Origin of the sequence: Neisseria sp. DTU_2021_1001991_1_SI_NGA_ILE_055 (assembly GCF_032342915.1) — a bacterium.
Lineage (GTDB): Bacteria > Pseudomonadota > Gammaproteobacteria > Burkholderiales > Neisseriaceae > Neisseria.
In genome coordinates this window covers 995,570-1,013,645 of the sequence record NZ_CP135440.1, presented here as the reverse complement: position 1 = coordinate 1,013,645, position 18,076 = coordinate 995,570, and the positions used below count along the sequence as shown (strand labels likewise).

Below are 18,076 nucleotides of genomic sequence, written 5' to 3'. Positions count from 1 at the left end.
TTAGAAGTTGGCGTAAATAAAGCCGGGAATGCCGGATGGGGCGAAGACGATAATCAGGGCGAGGATCAGCGTGATGGGGATAAACCACAGCCATGCAGGCAGTTTGTCCAAGCCTTTTACCGATGCTTCAAATAAGCGAAGCAAATACGGGTACAGCAAAAGCATCAGTGCAAATGCACCCAGCAACATGAGATCGGTCGGCAGAGGCGCGTTCCAACCTTTATCATTGGCAAATAAGGCGCTGAACAGCATTTCCGTATCGGCAAGCGTTGCGCTGTTGAACACGACAAACGCGAAACAAACGAAATGGAAGGTAAACAGCCAGGCGAGCGGTTTGCCGATTTTCAGACGGCCTAAGGCGTTGCGGCCGACGATTTTATCGCCGCAGTTAAGGAACACTAAAGCCGCACCGTGCAACGCGCCCCAAATCAAAAAGCTCCAGCCGTAGCCATGCCAAATGCCGGAAAGCAACATGGCAATCATCAGATTGAGCTGGGTGCGTCCGAAGCCTTTTTTGCTGCCGCCCAAAGGGATATAGATATAGTCGCGAATCCAAGTGGACAGGCTGATGTGCCATCTGTCCCAGAAGTCGCGGATGTTGATGGCACGAAGCGGCGCGGCAAAGTTTTTCGGCAGCTGGAAGCCGAGCAGCATGGCCAAGCCGATGACCAAATCCGAGTAGCCGGAAAAGTCGAAAAAGAGTTGGAAGGTGTAGCCATAAATCGCAGACAACACGCCCCAGCCGTCGAACTGGGCCGGATTTTCAAAAACAGGCGATACCCAGCCTTCCGCCAATACGCCGGCAAGCCACCATTTTTTAGCAATGCCCAACACAATCAGGCCGACCGCCAACGCTGGATAAATCAGCTGGCGTGTCTGTTTGGTGCGGATTTGCGCCAATGCGCCCGCTTGTTCGCCGTCTATGCTTTTAAAAGCGGCCGCACGGATAATCGGGCCGGATGTGATGGTGGGGAAGAAGCTCAGATGCAGTAGGAGCTCGTGCCACTCAAAACGGTCCCCTTTAGGCTCGCGGTAGCAATACACCAAGTAAGCCAGCGATTGGAAAGTGTAATAAGACAAGCCCAGAGGCAAAATAATGTCGATGACGGCGCTTTGCCCTGTATATTGCTGAATAATTGGGCGGAAAAAGTCGAAATATTTGAAGAAACACAAAACAGTCAATGCCGCCGAAATACCGCAACCCAGCCAAAATTTGCGGATATTCTCGTTTTCAGAAAACATCAGCACGCTGATCAGGTAAACCACAGACGAGTAAACCAAAATCAGTGCGGCAAAAATGGGGTCGATACGGTAAAGCCAGCCCAGCCCGGCAACCAAAAGTAAAACGTTTTGAACTTGCGGCAAACGTGCAAATGCCCAGTACAAGGGCAAAAATACGATAAAGAATACCGCAAATTCAATAGACAGCAACGGCATGACAATTCCTTGATGTGTTTAAACTTTCAAACTTTTCGATTGATTGTTATTTTTTGGCGTTAAGTTTGGCACGGATAATTTCGACTACCGCGGGTAAAATCGAAATCACGATGATTGCCGCCATAACTAAGCCCAGATTGTTTTTGACGACGGGGATATTGGCGAAGAAGTAGCCTGCATAGGAAAACAACAATACCCACAACACTGCGCCGATAATGTTGTAACGGATAAACGTTGCGTAGTGCATATCGCCCATGCCGGCGACAAATGGCGCAAACGTCCGCACAATCGGCACAAAGCGCGCAATGATGATGGTTTTGCCGCCGTGTTTTTCATAGAACGCATGGGTTTTTTCCAAATACGAACGGCGGAAAATTTTGGAATCCGGATTGGCAAACAGTTTTTGTCCAAAATACTTGCCAATCATAAAATTGGCCGCATCGCCTAAAATGGCGGCTGCTAAGAGCAGCAATACCATGACGTGGATGTTCATGCCACCGATGGCCGCAATACCGCCTGCAGCAAACAGCAGTGAGTCGCCGGGTAAAAATGGCGTTACGACCAAACCGGTTTCGCAGAAAATCACAACAAACAAAATCGCGTAAATCCACGGGCCGTATTGGGCGGAGAGGTGGACAAGGTGTTGGTCGATATGGAGGATGAAATCGATAATGGTAGAAATCACTAGGGTTCCTAAATAAAAAGGCCGTCTGAAAAAGAACAGACAAATGTTTCGGCGAGAAGTTCGACATTGTAAAACCAAAGCGGAATAAAACCAATGCCGTAAGCTGTTTAGAAGTGCAGATATGTTGCAGGTATAGGCTTCAGACGGCCTTTATCCTTGATGGTGAACCGCAAAACAACGTAAAATAAAGCCGATTTCAATCTAACCGGTGTGCCTTTGTGAACCAGCTCATCTTCGATTTTGCCAGCCATGATTATCCCGGCTTCGACAAATTTCTGGGAACAGAAAATGCCGAGCTGGTGTATGTGTTGCAGCACAAACATGGGCAATTTATCTATGTTTGGGGCGAAGAGGGCGCAGGCAAAAGCCATCTCTTGCAGGCATGGGTCGCCCAGGCGCTCGATGCCGGTCGAAATGCCCTCTATATTGACGCCGCCGCCACGCCGCTGACAGAAGCTGCATTGGATACGGAATATCTTGCCATTGACCAAATCGAAAAGCTTAATAATGAAGAACAGGCTTTACTGTTTGCCATCTTCAACCGCTTCCGCAACAGTGGCAAAGGCTTTTTGCTTTTGAGTTCCGAATATACGCCGCAGCAGCTCGTTATCCGTGAAGACCTGCGCACACGCATGGCGTATTGCCTGGTTTACGAAGTCAAACCGCTGACTGACCGGGAAAAAATCGATGCGCTTGTCAGCATGGCCGCCGCCCGTCAGGTAACTATCGATCCAGAAATCTTCGAATACCTGCTGAACCATTGGCGGCGCGATATGGACAGCCTGATGCAAATGCTCGATACCCTCGACAACTACGCCGTTATGATGGGCAAGCGCATTACTTTGCCGCTTTTGCGCCAGCTTTTAAAACAACAGGAAACCCAATGAAAAACCTTGCCATTTTCGACCTCGACAATACCTTGATCAATACCGATTCGGATCACTCCTGGCCGCAATACCTGATTAAAAAAGGCATAGTCGATGCGGCTGAAACCGAGGCGCAAAATGAAAAGTTTTACCAAGACTATCAAAACGGTTGCCTTGATATTGATGCCTTCCTTAAATTCCATCTCGCGCCTTTAGCCCGTTTCAGCAAGGAAGAATTGGCTGAGTTTCATCGCGAGTTTATGGCCGAATATATTGTTCCGCATATTTCTCCGATGCAGCGTATGTTGGTGCAAAGTCATCAAATGGCGGGTGACGAAATGTTGGTTATTTCTTCGACCAACGAGTTCATCATTACCCCTATCTGCCATCTTTTCGGTATTCACAACATTATCGGCACACAGCTTGAAACCGGTGAAGACGGCCGATATACCGGCAACTATGTCGGTACGCCCAGCCTGAAAGAAGGCAAAATTACCCGATTGAACCAATGGCTTGCCGAGCGCGGCGAGACCTTTGAAAGCTACGGTAAGGTTTATTTTTACAGCGACTCCAAAAACGACTTACCGTTGCTGCGTATCGTAGACGAACCTGTCGCCGTCAATCCGGATGCCGAGCTGGAAAAAGAAGCCAAAGCAAAAGGTTGGCCAATTTTGAATTTCAAATAAAGACGAATCAGGCCGTCTGAAATATTTAACCTAACCACAACCCTAATAAGGACTAAAACATGAAAACGACTAAACTCCTCGCCTCAGCCCTGTTGTTTGCCACTGTATTCGGTACTGCAAAAGCAGCCGATACCGAAACTCTGGAAGCCATGAAAGCGCAAAACGGCAGCGTTAAAACCGTTTTGATGGATGTTTTCACGACTCCTGCCGGCAATGTTGACCGCGTGAATATCATTCAATCCAGCGGCAATCCTGAAATGGACGAACGCGCAGTGAAAAGCGTTTCCAAATATCCTTATCCGAAACGCAAAACCGCATCTAAATACCAACACACCGTTACTTTTGAAACCAATGTTGAAGTAATCAACAACTGATTCGGACGCAAGGCCGTCTGAAAAACAGAAGGCGTTTTGATTGGGAAATTTCCTGTCAAAACGCCGTTTTATTCGTTAAACAAGTATAACCAAAATTGCCGTAAAACCACACACTCCGGTGCTATACTAAAACAAATAAACTGATTCGTCACACATCATGTCTCCCCGTCCAGTTACCATTACTTCTTACAATATGCACAAAGGCATGTCTGCGCTCAACCGCAAAGTGCAGGTCAACCGCATGGCTGACGCGTTGGGTGCATTGGGTTCGGACGTTTTGTTTTTACAAGAAGTCCAAGGACAACATCTCAACAGAAGCCGCCGTACCGACTTCCCCGATGCGCCGCATTACGACATCATCGGCGACAGCCTCGATTACCATCGCAGCTACGGCAAAAATGCCGTCTATCCCAAACGACACCACGGCAACGCCATTCTCAGCCGCCTGCCGCTGAAAACGGAAAACAACCTCAACATCAGCGTCAACAAACTCGAACAGCGCGGTCTGTTGCATTGCGAAGTCGTACCCGAAGGTTGGGAAGACCCGCTGGTGTGTCTGTGCGTCCACCTCAATTTGCGAGAACCTGACCGCCTCAAACAATACCGCGCCATCAGTGACTACGTTGGCCGATACATTCGTCCGGAAAGCCCGTTGATTATCGCAGGTGATTTTAATGACTGGCGGCAGAAATCAGCACGTGAGCTGGGCAGGGCATTAGATTTGAACGAAGTATTCGTCGATAATACAGGCAAACGCCCCAAAACCTTCCCTTCGCGCCTGCCCATCCTCAGCCTCGACCGCATTTACACGCGCAACCTTGATGTCATCGATTCTGAAATTCACAACAGTAAAGATTGGCAGCATTTATCAGATCATCTGCCGTTGAGTGTAACAGTTAGACCGCATCGTAAAATGAATATGAAATCAGATAGAAAAATGTAAGGCTGAAATTTTTTAAAGCAAAGCACTATTGGTAATGTATCGAAAGAAAAAGTTTTTCACTCAGATATTTGAGACAAAACAGGCCGTCTGAAACGTTTCAGACGGCCTGTTTTAAGTTTATAAAAAAGCGCAAACCTTTTTAAATCAAAAGTTTGCGCTTTAAATCTGGTGGAGGCGGGGTCAACCGTACTTTGAGATTAACTCATTGATTTAAATGGAATCATATCTTTATATTCGGTAAAAGTTACCCCAAAAGTTACCCCAAAAATGTCAGGTAGGTGCATTTTTTTGCCACTATTTTTCCCTTTGTTAGATTGCCAGTTTAAGCCGTTTGGGTAGCAGGGCAAAAATATTTTGCGGCATTTCTGCCAAGCTGTAAACATGGTTGAATTGTAACACTGGAAATTATCTGCGCTTGTGGGGTGCTCTCTGCTTTCTTCTTCCAGCCGTCCGATATTGCCTTTCGGGCGGCTTTTGTTTGTATCGGCTCTGTCAGTCATGCGCCCAAACAAGAAAGCGTATATACAGAAAAAACGCAAAAATCGTTTGTTACCTTGTTACCAATGGCTGTAAGCCTTGCCAGTCATGGCTTACACGGTAACAAAACACATATTTTAACCTTGTTACCATTTGTTACCGCTCCTATTTTTTAAGCGTAACCATTTGAATATAAAAGGGTAACAAGTGGTAACAAATCGGTAACAAGTAAATTTATGTTCATTTGTTACCGTTTTTTCTGTGTTTTTATATTTATACTCATATAGTTATAAGTGTTAAGTTTTGTGGTAACAAAGGTAACAAGTGATTTTGCCTCGCGCATATGGTTTTATCTTTTCGCGCGTCTTGGTCTTCTTTCCTTTTTTATGGGCTCGCAAAATTCAATGGGCTGCATGATTACGCGCTTATTGGTATAAAAAACATTAAAAAACATGGGTGTAGTCATATGAATACACCATTATTACGCGCGGGCGCGCGCGTATTGGTGTCGAAATTATTTATTCCACTGCCTGCCTTTTTGGTAGATATGGCGTAAATAGGCTAAAATTGCGCTGTAAGCGTGTTTCGTTGATTTGGTAGGGTAGGGTATAGGGAATCGGTCAAACAGCCTTAATTTTTGAGATTTAGGGGCTTTCTGTTGATTTTATGCTTCTTGGTTGGTCTGCCTGAATGTTTGGACGTAAAAAAGCCCGCCTGTGTTGGTCATGGCGGGCTTGGTTAGGATTTTGGAATTAACCCCATGTAAATGATTAGTCGTCCAGTTCTATATTTGTAGCTAAAACATGAAACCAGCCGTTACCTTTCCGCTGGTGTTGATAGCCTCTGTTTTTGTGGTTATATTTCAACAATCCATTATCTGCTAATACGCGGCAAACTTTCGCTTCATCGAAACTCTGGGCGATTTCATCGGCAAAGACACGGCGGATTACCCATAATTCCAATTTTTCCCCCTCCTGTTTCCTATATCCTGCATGGTCTTTATTGGTGCTTTTATCGCTCCATTCCATAAACCGCGTGCCTAATGCGTGTTGGGCGATAAAATCCTCTGCCTGCTCAATAATTCGGCGGTCTTCGTGTTTTCCTGCTCCGTTGGCTTCTAGCCATTCATCAAAGCATTTTTTCACGCCTGCCATGCCTACACCTACGGGCAAGCCGGTAACAGGGGCGGCAAGTTCCAAAGCAGCGGCGGCAATCGCAAAGCGTTTTGCTACTCTTCGCGCCTGTCCTGATAATTCGGGAATAGTTGCCATAAATGCGGCCATGCGCTCCGTTGCCTGCTGTTTGGCTTGTTCTAGGTCGTCTAAAAGCTGTCGGATAAATAGTCTTCCTGCCGTTCCGTGATATTTTTCTGTTGATTGGGCGATATGCTCACTCAACAATGCGCCATCTTCAAATCCGTGCAATGTGTCATAAATGCCGTATTGCGCGGCGGCTCTGATACTAGGCAAGCGGGCGGCTTGTCCTGCGTTCCAATCGCCCTTATGGTGCTTCAAGATGGAATCGGGGGTCTTTTCGCCGGTGGAAAACATCATCACTTTCCAGCGGGTCAAAGCACGGTTTCCGCCTTGTTTTGCGCCTTGCACTTTGTTGATACCGTTCATAACGCTATAAACAGTATCGCCGATAACGTGAGGGCTTGCCTGTCCTATTTCGTCCAACACCAGCAAGCCATCATTACGGGCGGCGGCTGTGTTGGAAAAGCCTATTTTCGTACCGCTCCAAGACAACAGGCTTCCTGATGGTTTGCCCCATACGCTCAAGGCTACTTTTGCGGCTGTGGTTTTGCCGTCTGAAGAATCGCCCATCAAGTGGAAGCCCCCCGATTCTTCGTTTAACAGGGAAAGCAACGGGGCAGCAAATGAAGCTCCCAAAGCAAGGCATAGACGGCTATTTCCTACTGCATATCGGGCTATGTTTTGTTGCCAGTCGGTAAGCTCTCCGTTTGGCTGATATGCCTTTGCTTGGCTGGTGTCGCCGTTGTAGATAATGGCGGGGTCTTTGTCGGTCGCTGTGATGGTTTCCCCGCTAGGCATAATGTAGCTGTCTTCGTGCCAGCCTGCGCGGTCGGTAATGGTAAAGGCTGTCTGGCTTCCCTCTTTCTGCAAATAGTCTGCCAGTTTTCGCCTTTTTGTTGGGTTGCTCTCAATGAATAAGCCGTAAAACCCCAAACGCTCCCAGCATTTCCCACCGGCAATTTCTGCTTGTGGTAGGGCGGCGGTTTTATGCCGGCGTGTGATTTTGTCTTTAAACTTGATAATCCGATAATACGCGCCGTCATTGTCTTGCCCCGTGCCTATGATGTCGATAGGGTCGGAAAGCAATAGTGGCTCTGCTTCAACAATATCGCCGTCTTTGTCGGTTCTAACGTTTATCCACCATACGCCCCGATTGTCGGTTTCAAAGCGTGGGTGTGGGCGGAATGGCTCGATATTCTCAAGGTTGTAGTCGTTGGTGCTTTCCTGCTTCGCTGTTTCGGTATTTTTCATGCTGTCTGTCCTCCGAAATGATTGTCTGATTGCTTCTTCTCGTTCAGTTCGTCTAGTGCATCATAGCCGGGCGTTTTGCTTTGCCATATGCTCGCTTTGATTCCCTGCTTAATGGCTCGCATTGCCAAGTCATAAGCGGCTCTGTAACCAACAGGGCGGGGCGTGTCGTTATCGGCAATAATCGCAATTTCTTTTATACCGTTCGGAAAGTGAAAATTTGCCATGCTGTTTGCGCTCAAGGCCGCGTATAAGCCCCAATCGTAAGCCTTGTACAATTCACGGGCGGCAAGGGCGGTTTCTATGCCCTCTGCAATGACAAGACGGCCATTTTCAGGAATCGGGAACAAGTGGACGGCTTGCCCCGATATACTGCCTTGCTTACGGTTTCGCATTTTCTTTGCCGGTAATGTTTCGCCTGTTTCAGGGTCTTTGATTGCCAGTTTCTGATAGCGTGGGGCGTGTAGTCCGTCCTCTCCGCATGGCTTGTCATAGCCCGCCTGCAAATAGGTCAGGTGCAAGCCTTGTAGTTCCTCGTCCATATCGCGGATAGCGCAAACCATACAAGGGAAACGGCCAAGCAAAAGCGGCTTATCCTTGCCCGTTGTCCAATAGTCTTTTTCAGGTAGGAAACGGACGTTTTCGGGTAAATGCGCCATATCCAAACCGCGTGATTTCAAATACTGGATAACAGGGGAATCGGGGCGGATAGGTTCTGTGCGTCTCCACAATGCGGCCAGTTTCTCGATTTGGTCTTTTTCGGGGCGTGGTTGCGCTTGTGGGCGTTTGGGCGGTATCGGCAAAGGGTCTGCATTATCCATGCCTAAAACGCCTGAAACCTGCTTTAAGGCCGTCTGAAAATCACACCCGAAAAAGTGCATTACCAAGCCGAAACCATCGCCCGCGCCGTTGTTGTAATGGCTGCAAATGAATGTGCCGTTTCCGTCCTTGTCGTCATATCTGAAACGGTCTTTCCCTCCACACGCGGGGCAGGGCTGGTGTTTGTCGCGTAAAAACTTAGGGTCTATGCCGATTGCCGCGTGTATTTCCGGCCAGCGGTATTGCGCGGCGGCTCTGATTTCTTTGTATGTTGGTTTCATTTTCCTACCTCCTCGAATCTGTCCATAGCTTCGCGGGCTATGACTGATACAGTATGAATCGCCTCTTTTTGGCTTGCTCCGTCATTCACAATCAGCAAGATAGTGCTTACAACGTCCACCGCTACGATTGCTTTCTCTTTGTTGTTTAGTTGGTTTGCCAGCTTATCCAAGATGGTTTTCATTGCTCTGCCTCCTCTGATACAGGTTCTAAAACGATTCCGGCTGTCGGGTCTGTTTCCCATATTGCGGGCGTTTCCGGCTCTAGTTGCTCCGTGTCGGCGTGGGCGGGCTGGTTACAGGCTCGGACTACCAAAGCCAAAAGCAACACCCAAAACACCAGCAAAGCGCGGTTAAGATACCGGCGGAAACGGTCGGATTTATTGGTCTGTTTCATGGTTTTATCCTTTGCTCTGCCTCCAGTGTTTCAAAACATGAATCTAATAAAATCAATTAGTTATGAAAACACTAGGGCGAAGTTTGCCCTATGCCGTCTGAAATAGGCGGCATAAAGGCGGGTAAATTTCAGGGAATAAGAGGGCTTAATCTGCTTTGGTTACGCTGTAAGTAGCCCATTCTTTCAGGCCGTCTGAAAGCCCAAGCAGGGCGGAAACCTGATTTACAGATTCCGTAAAGCTGTAAACAAACACCAACGTCAGCAGGTCAAAACCGCTGCCGCCTTTGGGGGTGCATTGGTTGCAGATGTAGCCGCCGCCGTCTGAATCGTCAGGGCGCGGGATGGGGTCGGTTTTGAATATATCCCTCAAGCTCGGATGACAAATCGAAAGATTCCAAGTTTTCCGCATGGGGGACTAGGGTTTGAATGACTGTGGCAAGGCGTGCCGTGCTTCCACTCGCACTTATGGGGGCGTTGCGGACGGAATGGGCGGCCATGTTGTCGCAAATGGTGTCGATGATTGCGCCCGTATTGGCGATAAATTCGCCGCCGTAGTACAGCGCGTCCATGATGCGGTTTGCCAGCTCTAAGGGGATGGTTACCGTTTGGGCTTGATTTTGAATGGTTTGGATTTGGGTAGAATTTGAAGATTTCATGAGGTGCTACCTTTCTGTTTGGCTAATGCCTCCTCCGTTCTCACACGGTAGGGCGGCGGGCAAAGGCAAGGTGTGAGAAACTGGCAAACAGTACCAGCGGGCGTGCGCCCTCCTTGCCCCGCCCACCATGAAAGGTAAAGCTAGGGGATAGATACAAAAAAACCGCTAGGTGGGTTTGTATCTGCCTGTTTGTTTCAGCTTCTCACGGCTGACCTGCTATTGAACAGGTTAGCTAATCTTGCCGTTTTGCTTGGTGTTTGTAAATACTTTTCAGACGGATTTTTATAAATGTCTGATTCTGCTTTTAATTAAAAGGGGCTATGCCTCGCCTGGCACGTTTTACAGGCGCGCTTGGCGTTATGACTTGCTCCTTTCCGACACCAGCAAAGAAAACCGCCCGCGTTTCACGGTCTCCCCAAATTGGTTTTTTACATCTTCCATCACGGTTATGATTTCATGCCCCGCTCTGCGAAGCTCCATAATGCGTGAGTTATAGCCAAGTATGCCCATTTGGGAAAGCTCCCATGATGTAACACTTCCCTGTCTTAATCGGTTTAAAACGCGCTCTCTTTGGCTTGGTGTTTTGGGCTTAATACTGATAGAATTATTGCTCATAATCTTTTACCTTTTAATTTTGCCGTCTGAATGGCCGTTCAGGCGGTTTTATTTTTCAAAAATCAGGTCTTGAGTTATCATCGCGCGCGCGGGCGCGTATTGGTCCGAAAACTCCTGTTCTCCTTTCATTAGCTTGCCTGTTCTGTAAGCCATTTCTTCACTTCTCCTGCTACATAAAAGCGGCTGCGCGTGCCTGTGATTTGGCGTGATTGCGGGAATTGTCCTGCTGCCTCCAGTCGTCTAATTTGGCTGCTGCTCAAGCGAGTGATTCCGCGCCGTCCTTTCGCTTGGCTTGTCTCAAGTTCTGCAATAGTTAATTGCGCGGTATCAGGTAAGCTGTCGATATTGATAATGTGCATTTATTGCCTCCTTTTGGTTAATCTTGCCTGCGGGTTGCTGGCGTTTCGATAGGCATAAATATAGCCGCCTCAATGGGCGGCTTGTCCTATATAGGATTGCATAAAACCTAATTAGGTTATTGTGAAAGACGGTCGATACCTTGCTTAATATATTTTGCTAATGTGTCTCCAGTGGGGGGCTTGCCTAGTTTATCAGCTTGTCTTTCCCACTCTTGGATAATAGTTTCTGCTGTCTCGTATGGTTTACTACAATCAGTTTTTGTATAGATAGCGGAAAGTGCCGCAATAATTTCAGCTTGTTTATTTTCAGTGCGTTTGCTGATAGATTTTTGTATCTTCATTTTTTCGCTCAATACTTCTTTTAGCTCATTAAAACTCTTACTTGTAAGGCGTAAGGTATCAGTAGTAACCGTTATACTCCATTTATTACTCTCTAAAAAATCTCTATCTGGGTATCTAGGTTGAAACCGATAGTCTCCTACTTTAGCAAAATCGGCTAATGCCTCATTTGGAATGTATTGAAAAAACCAGCCCTCAGTTTTCAAGTCTGTAATGTATGGTAACCCTGCTATTTGTCCGTAATTTTCATTTTCTACATCAATTACTTCCTGTGGTGTTTTACATTCTATCAGTTTTGTTTCAGAAGCTAGTTTGGGGATTCTTACAGTATAGTTTTCAAAAGCTGGATTAATGCCAAGATGCTGTAAACCCTCTGGGGCTGCCTCAATATGCTCCCCATTAATGTCTAATAGATATGGACATACGCTAGCTTTAGCTGATTTTTTAATTTCAATTTCTTGCATTGTGGTGCTGTGAATTGGTGCGAAATAACCTTTAAATAAATAATATTCAATAATTAAGGGCTTATCAATATTTGGGAAATAACGTTCTGCCAAGCTCCTTTTAAAAAATCTCATTGTAGATGCTTGTATGCAAAATTCAGTTAATCCGATAGCCCCATAATGGATAATATCATTAACTTCAAAGCTATCATTAAGCTGTTTACTTAATTCATTAGCTGCATCTTTCAAGGTGTAATATGCGCGCCATGCCATTTTGCGTTCTCCTGCATAAATATAAATACACACCAGCAAGGCTATCTAATGCCTCTATCCATAAATAATTTTTAGGGGCGCGGTTGTTTATCCTGCTATGCCTGAATGTGCTTTCAATTCATCGAGATAATCAGCCCATTTTTGAACCATATCGGCGCGTTGTTCTAAATATTCCGCATGGTTATAGGTTGCCCTTCGGCATAAAACGGATTGAGTAGCCCTATCCCAAAAATCAACAGGGGGGGCGTTGTGTGGTACTTCGCGGCGGAAATATATCCGCTCCTTTTCTGTTTCCAGTATCAGGCTATCGCTTCAATGCCCTTGTTCTTGACGATAGTAAGCAGCTTCAAAGCCGCGCCGCTCGGCTTTTTAATACCCCGCTCCCATTCGGAAACTTGGTTTTTACCGATGTTTAGATACATGGCAAAAGCGGCTTGTGATAATGCTTCGCGCTCTCTGATTGCCTTGATGTCTTCGCCGCTCAATGGTTTGATTTCGGTCAGGCATGATTTGTCAAAATCGCGCATTGTTTTTTTGTCGATAACGCCGATGTCGTGCAGTCCCTGCATGGTTTCATGTATTGCTGCGAAAATCTCGCTTTTGTATTTCATGGCTGTATCTCCGTGAAAGTGCCGTTTGATTTGGCTTGTTCTATGTCGGTTTCCGTCATTGCCAAGATGATGGCGGCGGCTTTCTTTAATTCTGCAAGTTCTTTATCTGTGATGTTTTCGCGGTCGTTCTTGGCAAAGGCGGTCATGAAAAACGCCCGTTCTCCATGCCTGAAAAATATCAGGCTACGATAACCGCCGCTTCTGCCTTGTCCTTGCCTTGCTATGCGTTGCTTGATAACGCCGCCGCCTAAATCTGCGTCTATCAGTCCGTCATTTGCCCGCTCTACTGCTTCTATTAGCTCGGAATCGCTGATTTTGTGCTTCTTGGCAAATTTCGTTATCCACTGGTTTCTAAATATCCGCATGGTTTTCTTTCGTAATGCTTAAGATGATAGTTTATTCTGCCGTTTCCTGCAATACGCCTGAATGTGCTTTTAATTCATCAAGATAATCAGCCCATTTTTGAACCATATCGGCGCGCTGTTCTAAATATTCCGCATGGTTATAGGCTGCCCTTGTCGTATTGGGGTCTTTGTGGGCTAGTTGTCGCTCTACCCAATCAGCGTTATAGCCCATCTCATTCAATATCGTGCTGGCTGTATGCCTAAAGCCGTGCTGTGTGGTTTCTTCCAAGAATCCTAGACGGTCTAATGCTTTTCGTATTGCTCCCTCGCTCAAGGGCTGTTTTTTGCTGGTGTTACAAAATACATATTCATAATGCCCCGTTACGGGCTTCAAGCCGTCCAGTATTGCTAAGGCTTGGCGGCTCAAGGGGACAATATGGTCTATCTTGTTCTTCATGTTTACGCCGTCTTTATAGTATTGCTGCCCCTCCCAATCAATTTCACACCAGCGCAATAAACGTAATTCGGAAGGGCGGGCAAATACATAAGGGGAAAGCTGTAATAGGGCGCGTGTTTGCGGAAAGCCAGCGTAACCGTCAAAAGCCCGTAACATCTCGCCTATCCTTTGCGGGTCTTTAATGAAGCGGTAATGTTTCTGTTCCACCTTTGCCAGCTCTCCCCGTAATTCGGCGGCGGGATTGAACAGGCTCAAGCGAAGTTTCACGGCATATTTGAAAACTTGATTTACCACGTCATAAACTTTCTGTGCCGTGTCATATTTCCCCGCCGATTCCAGCTTCTGCAACAGTCCTAAAACCTCAAGCGGCATGATTTCGTCTATTTTGCGTGTTGCAAGGTCAGGGAAAATATGAAGCTCAAGGCTGCGGATAACTCTTTGTGCATGGTCGGGCTTCCATTTATTCGGCTTTGCTACTTGGTCGCTATGCCATTTGCGCGCGATAGCCTCAAATGTGTTTTTTAGCTGCTCTGCCTGCCTCTGTGCTTTGTCTTGCTGGTGTAGCTTAGGGTCTATCCCTTTTGCTATCAGCCCGCGTAATTCTTCGCGTTTTTCCCTTGCTTCTTTTAAGCTGATTTCAGGATAGACACCCAGTCGCATTTCATCGCGTTTGTTGTCGCTTGGCCGGTAGTAACGAAAACGCCAGTATTTGCCGTTTCCCCTTGCTTGAAGATATAACCCCCCGCCGTCTGATAATTGATTCGGCGGTTGTAGTTTTTTGCATTGGCTATCTGTAAGCGGTAGCGTCTGTTTAGGCATTTTTAATCCAGTTTGGGGTAACTTTTAAAAACTCATTAAGCCATTGTTAATAATTGGTTTTATGGGTTTTTGGGGTAACTTGTTTAAAAAAATAGGGCTAATTTGCCCATTTTTCGGGCTTGTTTTTTGGGTAATTCCTGAAAAGTTACCCTAAAAGTTACCCCATAAATGATGAAAACTCAAGCATACGCCAGCATATTTGAGGCAATAAAAAAGCCTTGAAACCGTTATGGCTCAAGGCTTTATGCGTATTACAGGATACTGCTGAAAATTGGGTATGGTGGAGGCGGGGGGAATCGAACCCCCGTCCGAAAGTCCTCTACAGAGCGTTCTACATACTTAGTTGTGTCTATTTAGAATCTCGTCCCCATCATGCCGACCAACAGGCCTTCAGGGAACCAGTTACCTTAAATCTCGTTTCCTGCCAAGTAACCCGACAGAAAACCAGTCAATGTAGAATGACGTTGCGGTAGCTTGCGCTACACAGCCCATTGACCAACTGCTGCAACGGCAGGCCTTAAGCGGCCAGTGCGTAAGTTTCGTCGTTTGCGACTATTTTGATTCAGTGTTTAACGGGAAATCTGAGACCCCGGTATGCCCGCATCTGCTTTGCAACCCCCGTCGAAACCAAGATCGCCCCCAGATAGGAAAGGTCGATTATACGCATGTCGGCGGGCTTTGCCAAGTTGCTGTTTGATTAAAAAGGCCGTCTGAACAGCGGTTTGCTTTTTCAGACGGCCTCTTTGTTTAGGTTTATTGACGGTAGTTTTGCAGGAAACGTTCGAGTTTGCCCATGGCCTCTTCGATTTGATGAACGGGCGGCAGGGTAACGATACGGAAGTGGTCGGGGCGTATCCAGTTGAAGCCTGTGCCTTGGACGAACAGGACTTTTTCACGTACGAGTAAGTCGTAGATGAATTTCATGTCGTCGTGGATGCTGTACATTTCGGTATCGATTTTGGGGAACATATACAATGCGCCCATGGGTTTGACGCAGGATATGCCCGGAATCTGATTGACCAATTCCCATGCTTTGTTGCGTTGTTCGAGCAGGCGACCGCCGGGGAGGAGGAATTCGTTGATGCTTTGGTATCCGCCCAAGGCCGTCTGAATGGCGTGCTGCATGGGTGTGGTGGCACAAAGGCGCATAGACGAGAGCATATCCAAGCCTTCGATATAGCCTTTTGCATGATGTTTCGGGCCGTTAAGTATCATCCAGCCTTGACGGAAACCGGCAACGCGGTAGGCTTTTGAGAGGCCGTTGAATGTCACGGTCAGGAGGTCGGGGGCGAGCGCGGCGATATGGTGGTGTACGGCGTCGTCGTAGAGGATTTTGTCGTAAATTTCGTCGGCAAAAATAATCAGGCCGTGTTTGCGCGCCAATTCGGCGATTTCGAGCAGGATTTCTTTGCTGTACACCGCGCCTGTCGGGTTGTTGGGGTTGATGACGACGATGGCTTTGGTTTTAGGCGTAATTTTGGCTTCCATGTCGGCCAGGTTGGGAAACCAGTTGTTTTCTTCGTCGCATAGATAATGGCGGACGGTACCGCCTGCCAGTGTCGCGGCGGCGGTCCACAAAGGATAGTCCGGTGCGGGAATCAGGATTTCGTCACCGTCGTTGAGCAGCGCCTGCATGGACATGGTAATCAATTCGGAGACGCCGTTGCCGATGTAAACGTCGTTGACGGTAACGTCGAGCAGTCCTTTGGTTTGGTAGTAATGAACGATGGCTTTGCGTGCGGAGTAGAGGCCTTTGGAGTCGCAATAGCCTTGAGAAGTGGGCAGGTTACGGATGACGTCAACCAAGATTTCGTCAGGCGCTTCAAAGCCGAACGGGGCAGGGTTGCCGATATTGAGCTTGAGGATTTTGTTGCCTTCTTCTTCCAGTTGCAGGGCTTTTTTATGAACCGGGCCGCGGATGTCGTAGCAAACGTGGTCCAGTTTGGATGATTTGGGGAATTTCTCCATGATGTGTGTTCCGTAAAATTGTTAACAATGGGATAAATGTACTCTTTTTGCGGGTAAATTAAAAGGGTTTCAGACGGCCAAGGCTTACTTATTGCGTGCTTCGGCACGGCGAACCGTCACGCTTTTACCGCCTATGCCCCAGTTGTCCATATCGATTTCGTCGATGACGACGACGGTTGTCTCAGGGTTTTTATTGAGAACGCGTGAGAGTAATTCGGTGACGCCACGGATTAATTCGGCTTTTTGCTCCGCGCTCGGGGCTTCGCTTCCGCCGGTTACTTTAATGTTGACGTAGGGCATGGCTTCCTCCTTTGAAAATAATGTTTATATGTTATCTTATTTTTATCAGGCCGTCTGAAATTTAATTGCAGGATTTTTCATTGCTCATGCCTGCTTTTACAAAGAATTAAGTTTTTTGGAATGGATTGTTTTTACAATGCGGTTTTATTTTGGATGGATATCATCATGAACCGTTTTCTTCAGACTTTGATTGTGGCCGCTCCGATGGTGATTGCCGCGCCTTATGTGGCGGCGGAAACGCATCCGGCGCAAAAGCAGATGCAGCAGAACATTGATTCTGTGTTGAAAATCGCACGCAATACGTCTTTGACAGAGGCGCAACGCGTGAAACAGGTTGAGCAGTATGCCAACCGTTATTTGGATTATGAACGTATTTCGGCTTTGGCGGTCGGTGCGCCATGGCGTGAATTTTCTGCCAAGCAGAAAACCGATTTTATCCGTGCATTCAAAGATATGGTCATTGCGATGTACTCGCATTCCGCGTTAATTGGTGCGGCGGATGCAAATGTGCGCCTGTTGCCGAAGATGACGGCAAACGGCAATAAGTTTGACGTTTTCTCGGAAATTCAAACCAAAAAAGGCACGAAGTATGAGGTGGCTTACCAACTTTACCAAAGCGGCGGTGTGTATAAGATTTACAACATCCGCGTGGACGGTACCAGCTTGGTAACGGTATACCGCAATCAATTTGGCGAGCTGATTAAGAGCAAAGGCATTGACGGTACGATTGCCACTGTCGAAGCCAAGGGCTTGAAGAAACAATAAGGCAGATTGATAAAAGGCCGTCTGAAACTTGTTTCAGACGGCCTTTTTGTATTACGGGCTGATTAGGCGCGTTTGCGGAATTCGCCGGTACGGGTATCGATTTCGATTTTGTCGCCGTTTTCGATGTAAGACATCACTTGGATTTCAGTGCCGCCGACCAGACGTGCGGTTTTCATCACTTTGCCGGAAGTATCGCCTTTAACGGCAGGCTCGGTGTATTCAACTTCGCGAACGATGATGGTAGGCAATTCTACGGAGATTGGGTTGCCTTCGTAGAAAGTGACTTCGCATTGGTCTTCCATGCCGTCAACGATGAATTTCAACGCGTCGCCGATGTTGTCGGCTTCGATTTCGTATTGGTTGAACTCTTCGTCCATGAAGACGTACATTGGGTCGGCAAAGTAGCTGTAAGTACAGTTTTTGCGGGACAGGATCACGACGTCGAATTTGTCGTCGGCTTTGTAAATGGTTTCAGTAGCGGCACCGGTCAGCAGGTTTTTCAGTTTCATGCTGACTTTGGCGGAAGAGCGGCCGCCTTTGATGTATTCGGTTTTTTGAACGACCATAGGATCGTTGCCGACCATGAATACGTTGCCGGCGCGCAGTTCTTGTGCTGTTTTCATTGTGGTTTTCCAATCAAATCGGTTGTAATAAAACGCGC

Annotated in this window: 23 protein-coding genes and 1 other RNA gene; 5 read left to right on the top strand and 19 right to left on the bottom strand. The window is 47.1% G+C overall.

Features of this window, described 5'->3' with window-relative positions; genetic code table 11:
- Both RRV97_RS04745 and RRV97_RS04740 read right to left on the bottom strand, forming a co-directional pair.
- Positions 1 to 1,437 carry an MBOAT family protein gene (locus tag RRV97_RS04745; protein ID WP_315612129.1) on the bottom strand — a complete coding sequence of 479 codons (1,437 nt, stop codon included), beginning with the start codon at positions 1,435 to 1,437 and terminating at the stop codon, positions 1 to 3.
- Between the two features lie 46 nt (positions 1,438 to 1,483).
- Entirely contained in the window at positions 1,484 to 2,122 is a 639-nt protein-coding gene (locus tag RRV97_RS04740) for a DedA family protein (protein WP_003747165.1), read from the bottom strand.
- 218 nt (positions 2,123 to 2,340) lie between these two features.
- On the opposite strand from RRV97_RS04740, the gene hda reads away from it, so the two are divergent.
- From hda to RRV97_RS04720, 4 genes are all read left to right on the top strand, one after another.
- Positions 2,341 to 3,009 (top strand): DnaA regulatory inactivator Hda, encoded by a 669-nt coding sequence (gene hda, locus RRV97_RS04735; RefSeq protein WP_315612128.1) that lies wholly within the window; start codon positions 2,341 to 2,343, stop codon positions 3,007 to 3,009.
- The gene (locus RRV97_RS04730; protein ID WP_250589796.1) at positions 3,006 to 3,674 is read left to right on the top strand and encodes an HAD family hydrolase; all 669 of its coding nucleotides are present in this window, start codon (positions 3,006 to 3,008) and stop codon (positions 3,672 to 3,674) included. Before hda ends, RRV97_RS04730 begins: the two co-directional genes overlap by 4 nt.
- A 59-nt stretch (positions 3,675 to 3,733) precedes the next feature.
- A complete protein-coding gene (locus RRV97_RS04725) occupies positions 3,734 to 4,048 on the top strand; it encodes a TonB family protein (protein ID WP_315612127.1) in 315 nt (104 codons plus the stop codon).
- A 157-nt stretch (positions 4,049 to 4,205) separates the two neighbouring features.
- A complete protein-coding gene (locus tag RRV97_RS04720) occupies positions 4,206 to 4,991 on the top strand; it encodes an endonuclease/exonuclease/phosphatase family protein (protein ID WP_070584190.1) in 786 nt (261 codons plus the stop codon).
- A gap of 197 nt (positions 4,992 to 5,188) precedes the next feature.
- Here RRV97_RS04720 and RRV97_RS04715 read toward each other — a convergent pair whose 3' ends face one another.
- The 16 genes from RRV97_RS04715 to RRV97_RS04640 form a co-directional block, all read right to left on the bottom strand.
- Entirely contained in the window at positions 5,189 to 5,491 is a 303-nt protein-coding gene (locus RRV97_RS04715) for a hypothetical protein (protein ID WP_315612126.1), read from the bottom strand.
- A 747-nt stretch (positions 5,492 to 6,238) separates the two neighbouring features.
- Positions 6,239 to 7,975 (bottom strand): DUF927 domain-containing protein, encoded by a 1,737-nt coding sequence (locus RRV97_RS04710; protein ID WP_315612125.1) that lies wholly within the window; start codon positions 7,973 to 7,975, stop codon positions 6,239 to 6,241.
- Positions 7,972 to 9,072, bottom strand: a complete 1,101-nt coding sequence (locus tag RRV97_RS04705; protein ID WP_315612124.1) for a primase-helicase zinc-binding domain-containing protein — start codon at positions 9,070 to 9,072, stop codon at positions 7,972 to 7,974. The genes RRV97_RS04710 and RRV97_RS04705 overlap by 4 nt, the downstream gene beginning before the upstream one ends.
- Complete coding sequence (locus tag RRV97_RS04700; RefSeq protein ID WP_315612123.1) at positions 9,069 to 9,254, bottom strand: polyribonucleotide nucleotidyltransferase; 186 nt, start codon at positions 9,252 to 9,254, stop codon at positions 9,069 to 9,071. Before RRV97_RS04700 ends, RRV97_RS04705 begins: the two co-directional genes overlap by 4 nt.
- A complete protein-coding gene (locus RRV97_RS04695) occupies positions 9,251 to 9,466 on the bottom strand; it encodes a hypothetical protein (protein WP_049331046.1) in 216 nt (71 codons plus the stop codon). Before RRV97_RS04695 ends, RRV97_RS04700 begins: the two co-directional genes overlap by 4 nt.
- 145 nt (positions 9,467 to 9,611) lie before the next feature.
- Positions 9,612 to 9,836: a hypothetical protein gene (locus RRV97_RS04690; RefSeq protein WP_315612122.1), complete on the bottom strand. Its 225-nt coding sequence runs from the start codon at positions 9,834 to 9,836 to the stop codon at positions 9,612 to 9,614.
- The gene (locus RRV97_RS04685; protein ID WP_315612121.1) at positions 9,796 to 10,122 is read right to left on the bottom strand and encodes a hypothetical protein; all 327 of its coding nucleotides are present in this window, start codon (positions 10,120 to 10,122) and stop codon (positions 9,796 to 9,798) included. The genes RRV97_RS04690 and RRV97_RS04685 overlap by 41 nt, the downstream gene beginning before the upstream one ends.
- A gap of 357 nt (positions 10,123 to 10,479) precedes the next feature.
- Positions 10,480 to 10,737 carry a helix-turn-helix domain-containing protein gene (locus RRV97_RS04680; RefSeq protein WP_315612120.1) on the bottom strand — a complete coding sequence of 86 codons (258 nt, stop codon included), beginning with the start codon at positions 10,735 to 10,737 and terminating at the stop codon, positions 10,480 to 10,482.
- Positions 10,738 to 10,865: 128 nt separating this feature from the next.
- Positions 10,866 to 11,096 (bottom strand): helix-turn-helix transcriptional regulator, encoded by a 231-nt coding sequence (locus RRV97_RS04675; protein ID WP_049344708.1) that lies wholly within the window; start codon positions 11,094 to 11,096, stop codon positions 10,866 to 10,868.
- A gap of 116 nt (positions 11,097 to 11,212) precedes the next feature.
- On the bottom strand, positions 11,213 to 12,151 hold the full coding sequence (locus tag RRV97_RS04670; protein WP_070589901.1) for a hypothetical protein: 939 nt from the start codon (positions 12,149 to 12,151) through the stop codon (positions 11,213 to 11,215).
- A gap of 299 nt (positions 12,152 to 12,450) precedes the next feature.
- Positions 12,451 to 12,762, bottom strand: coding sequence for a helix-turn-helix domain-containing protein (locus RRV97_RS04665; protein ID WP_070646835.1), 312 nt, complete (start codon positions 12,760 to 12,762; stop codon positions 12,451 to 12,453).
- Positions 12,759 to 13,127, bottom strand: coding sequence for a type II toxin-antitoxin system RelE/ParE family toxin (locus tag RRV97_RS04660; RefSeq protein ID WP_101755566.1), 369 nt, complete (start codon positions 13,125 to 13,127; stop codon positions 12,759 to 12,761). Before RRV97_RS04660 ends, RRV97_RS04665 begins: the two co-directional genes overlap by 4 nt.
- Positions 13,128 to 13,158: 31 nt before the next feature.
- Positions 13,159 to 14,382, bottom strand: a complete 1,224-nt coding sequence (locus RRV97_RS04655; protein WP_315612119.1) for a tyrosine-type recombinase/integrase — start codon at positions 14,380 to 14,382, stop codon at positions 13,159 to 13,161.
- Between the two features lie 278 nt (positions 14,383 to 14,660).
- Positions 14,661 to 15,023: a transfer-messenger RNA gene (gene ssrA, locus RRV97_RS04650) on the bottom strand.
- Between the two features lie 112 nt (positions 15,024 to 15,135).
- Positions 15,136 to 16,350, bottom strand: coding sequence for a pyridoxal phosphate-dependent aminotransferase (locus tag RRV97_RS04645; protein ID WP_003747157.1), 1,215 nt, complete (start codon positions 16,348 to 16,350; stop codon positions 15,136 to 15,138).
- An 84-nt stretch (positions 16,351 to 16,434) separates the two neighbouring features.
- Positions 16,435 to 16,650, bottom strand: coding sequence for a tautomerase family protein (locus RRV97_RS04640; protein ID WP_003682441.1), 216 nt, complete (start codon positions 16,648 to 16,650; stop codon positions 16,435 to 16,437).
- 165 nt (positions 16,651 to 16,815) lie between these two features.
- Between RRV97_RS04640 and RRV97_RS04635 the strand changes: the two genes are divergently transcribed.
- A complete protein-coding gene (locus RRV97_RS04635; RefSeq protein WP_036491216.1) occupies positions 16,816 to 17,415 on the top strand; it encodes a phospholipid-binding protein MlaC in 600 nt (199 codons plus the stop codon).
- 62 nt (positions 17,416 to 17,477) lie between these two features.
- Here the strand turns inward: RRV97_RS04635 and efp are convergent, their stop codons facing one another.
- The gene (efp, locus tag RRV97_RS04630) at positions 17,478 to 18,038 is read right to left on the bottom strand and encodes an elongation factor P (protein WP_036490530.1); all 561 of its coding nucleotides are present in this window, start codon (positions 18,036 to 18,038) and stop codon (positions 17,478 to 17,480) included.
- Between the last annotated feature and the right edge of the window lie 38 nt (positions 18,039 to 18,076).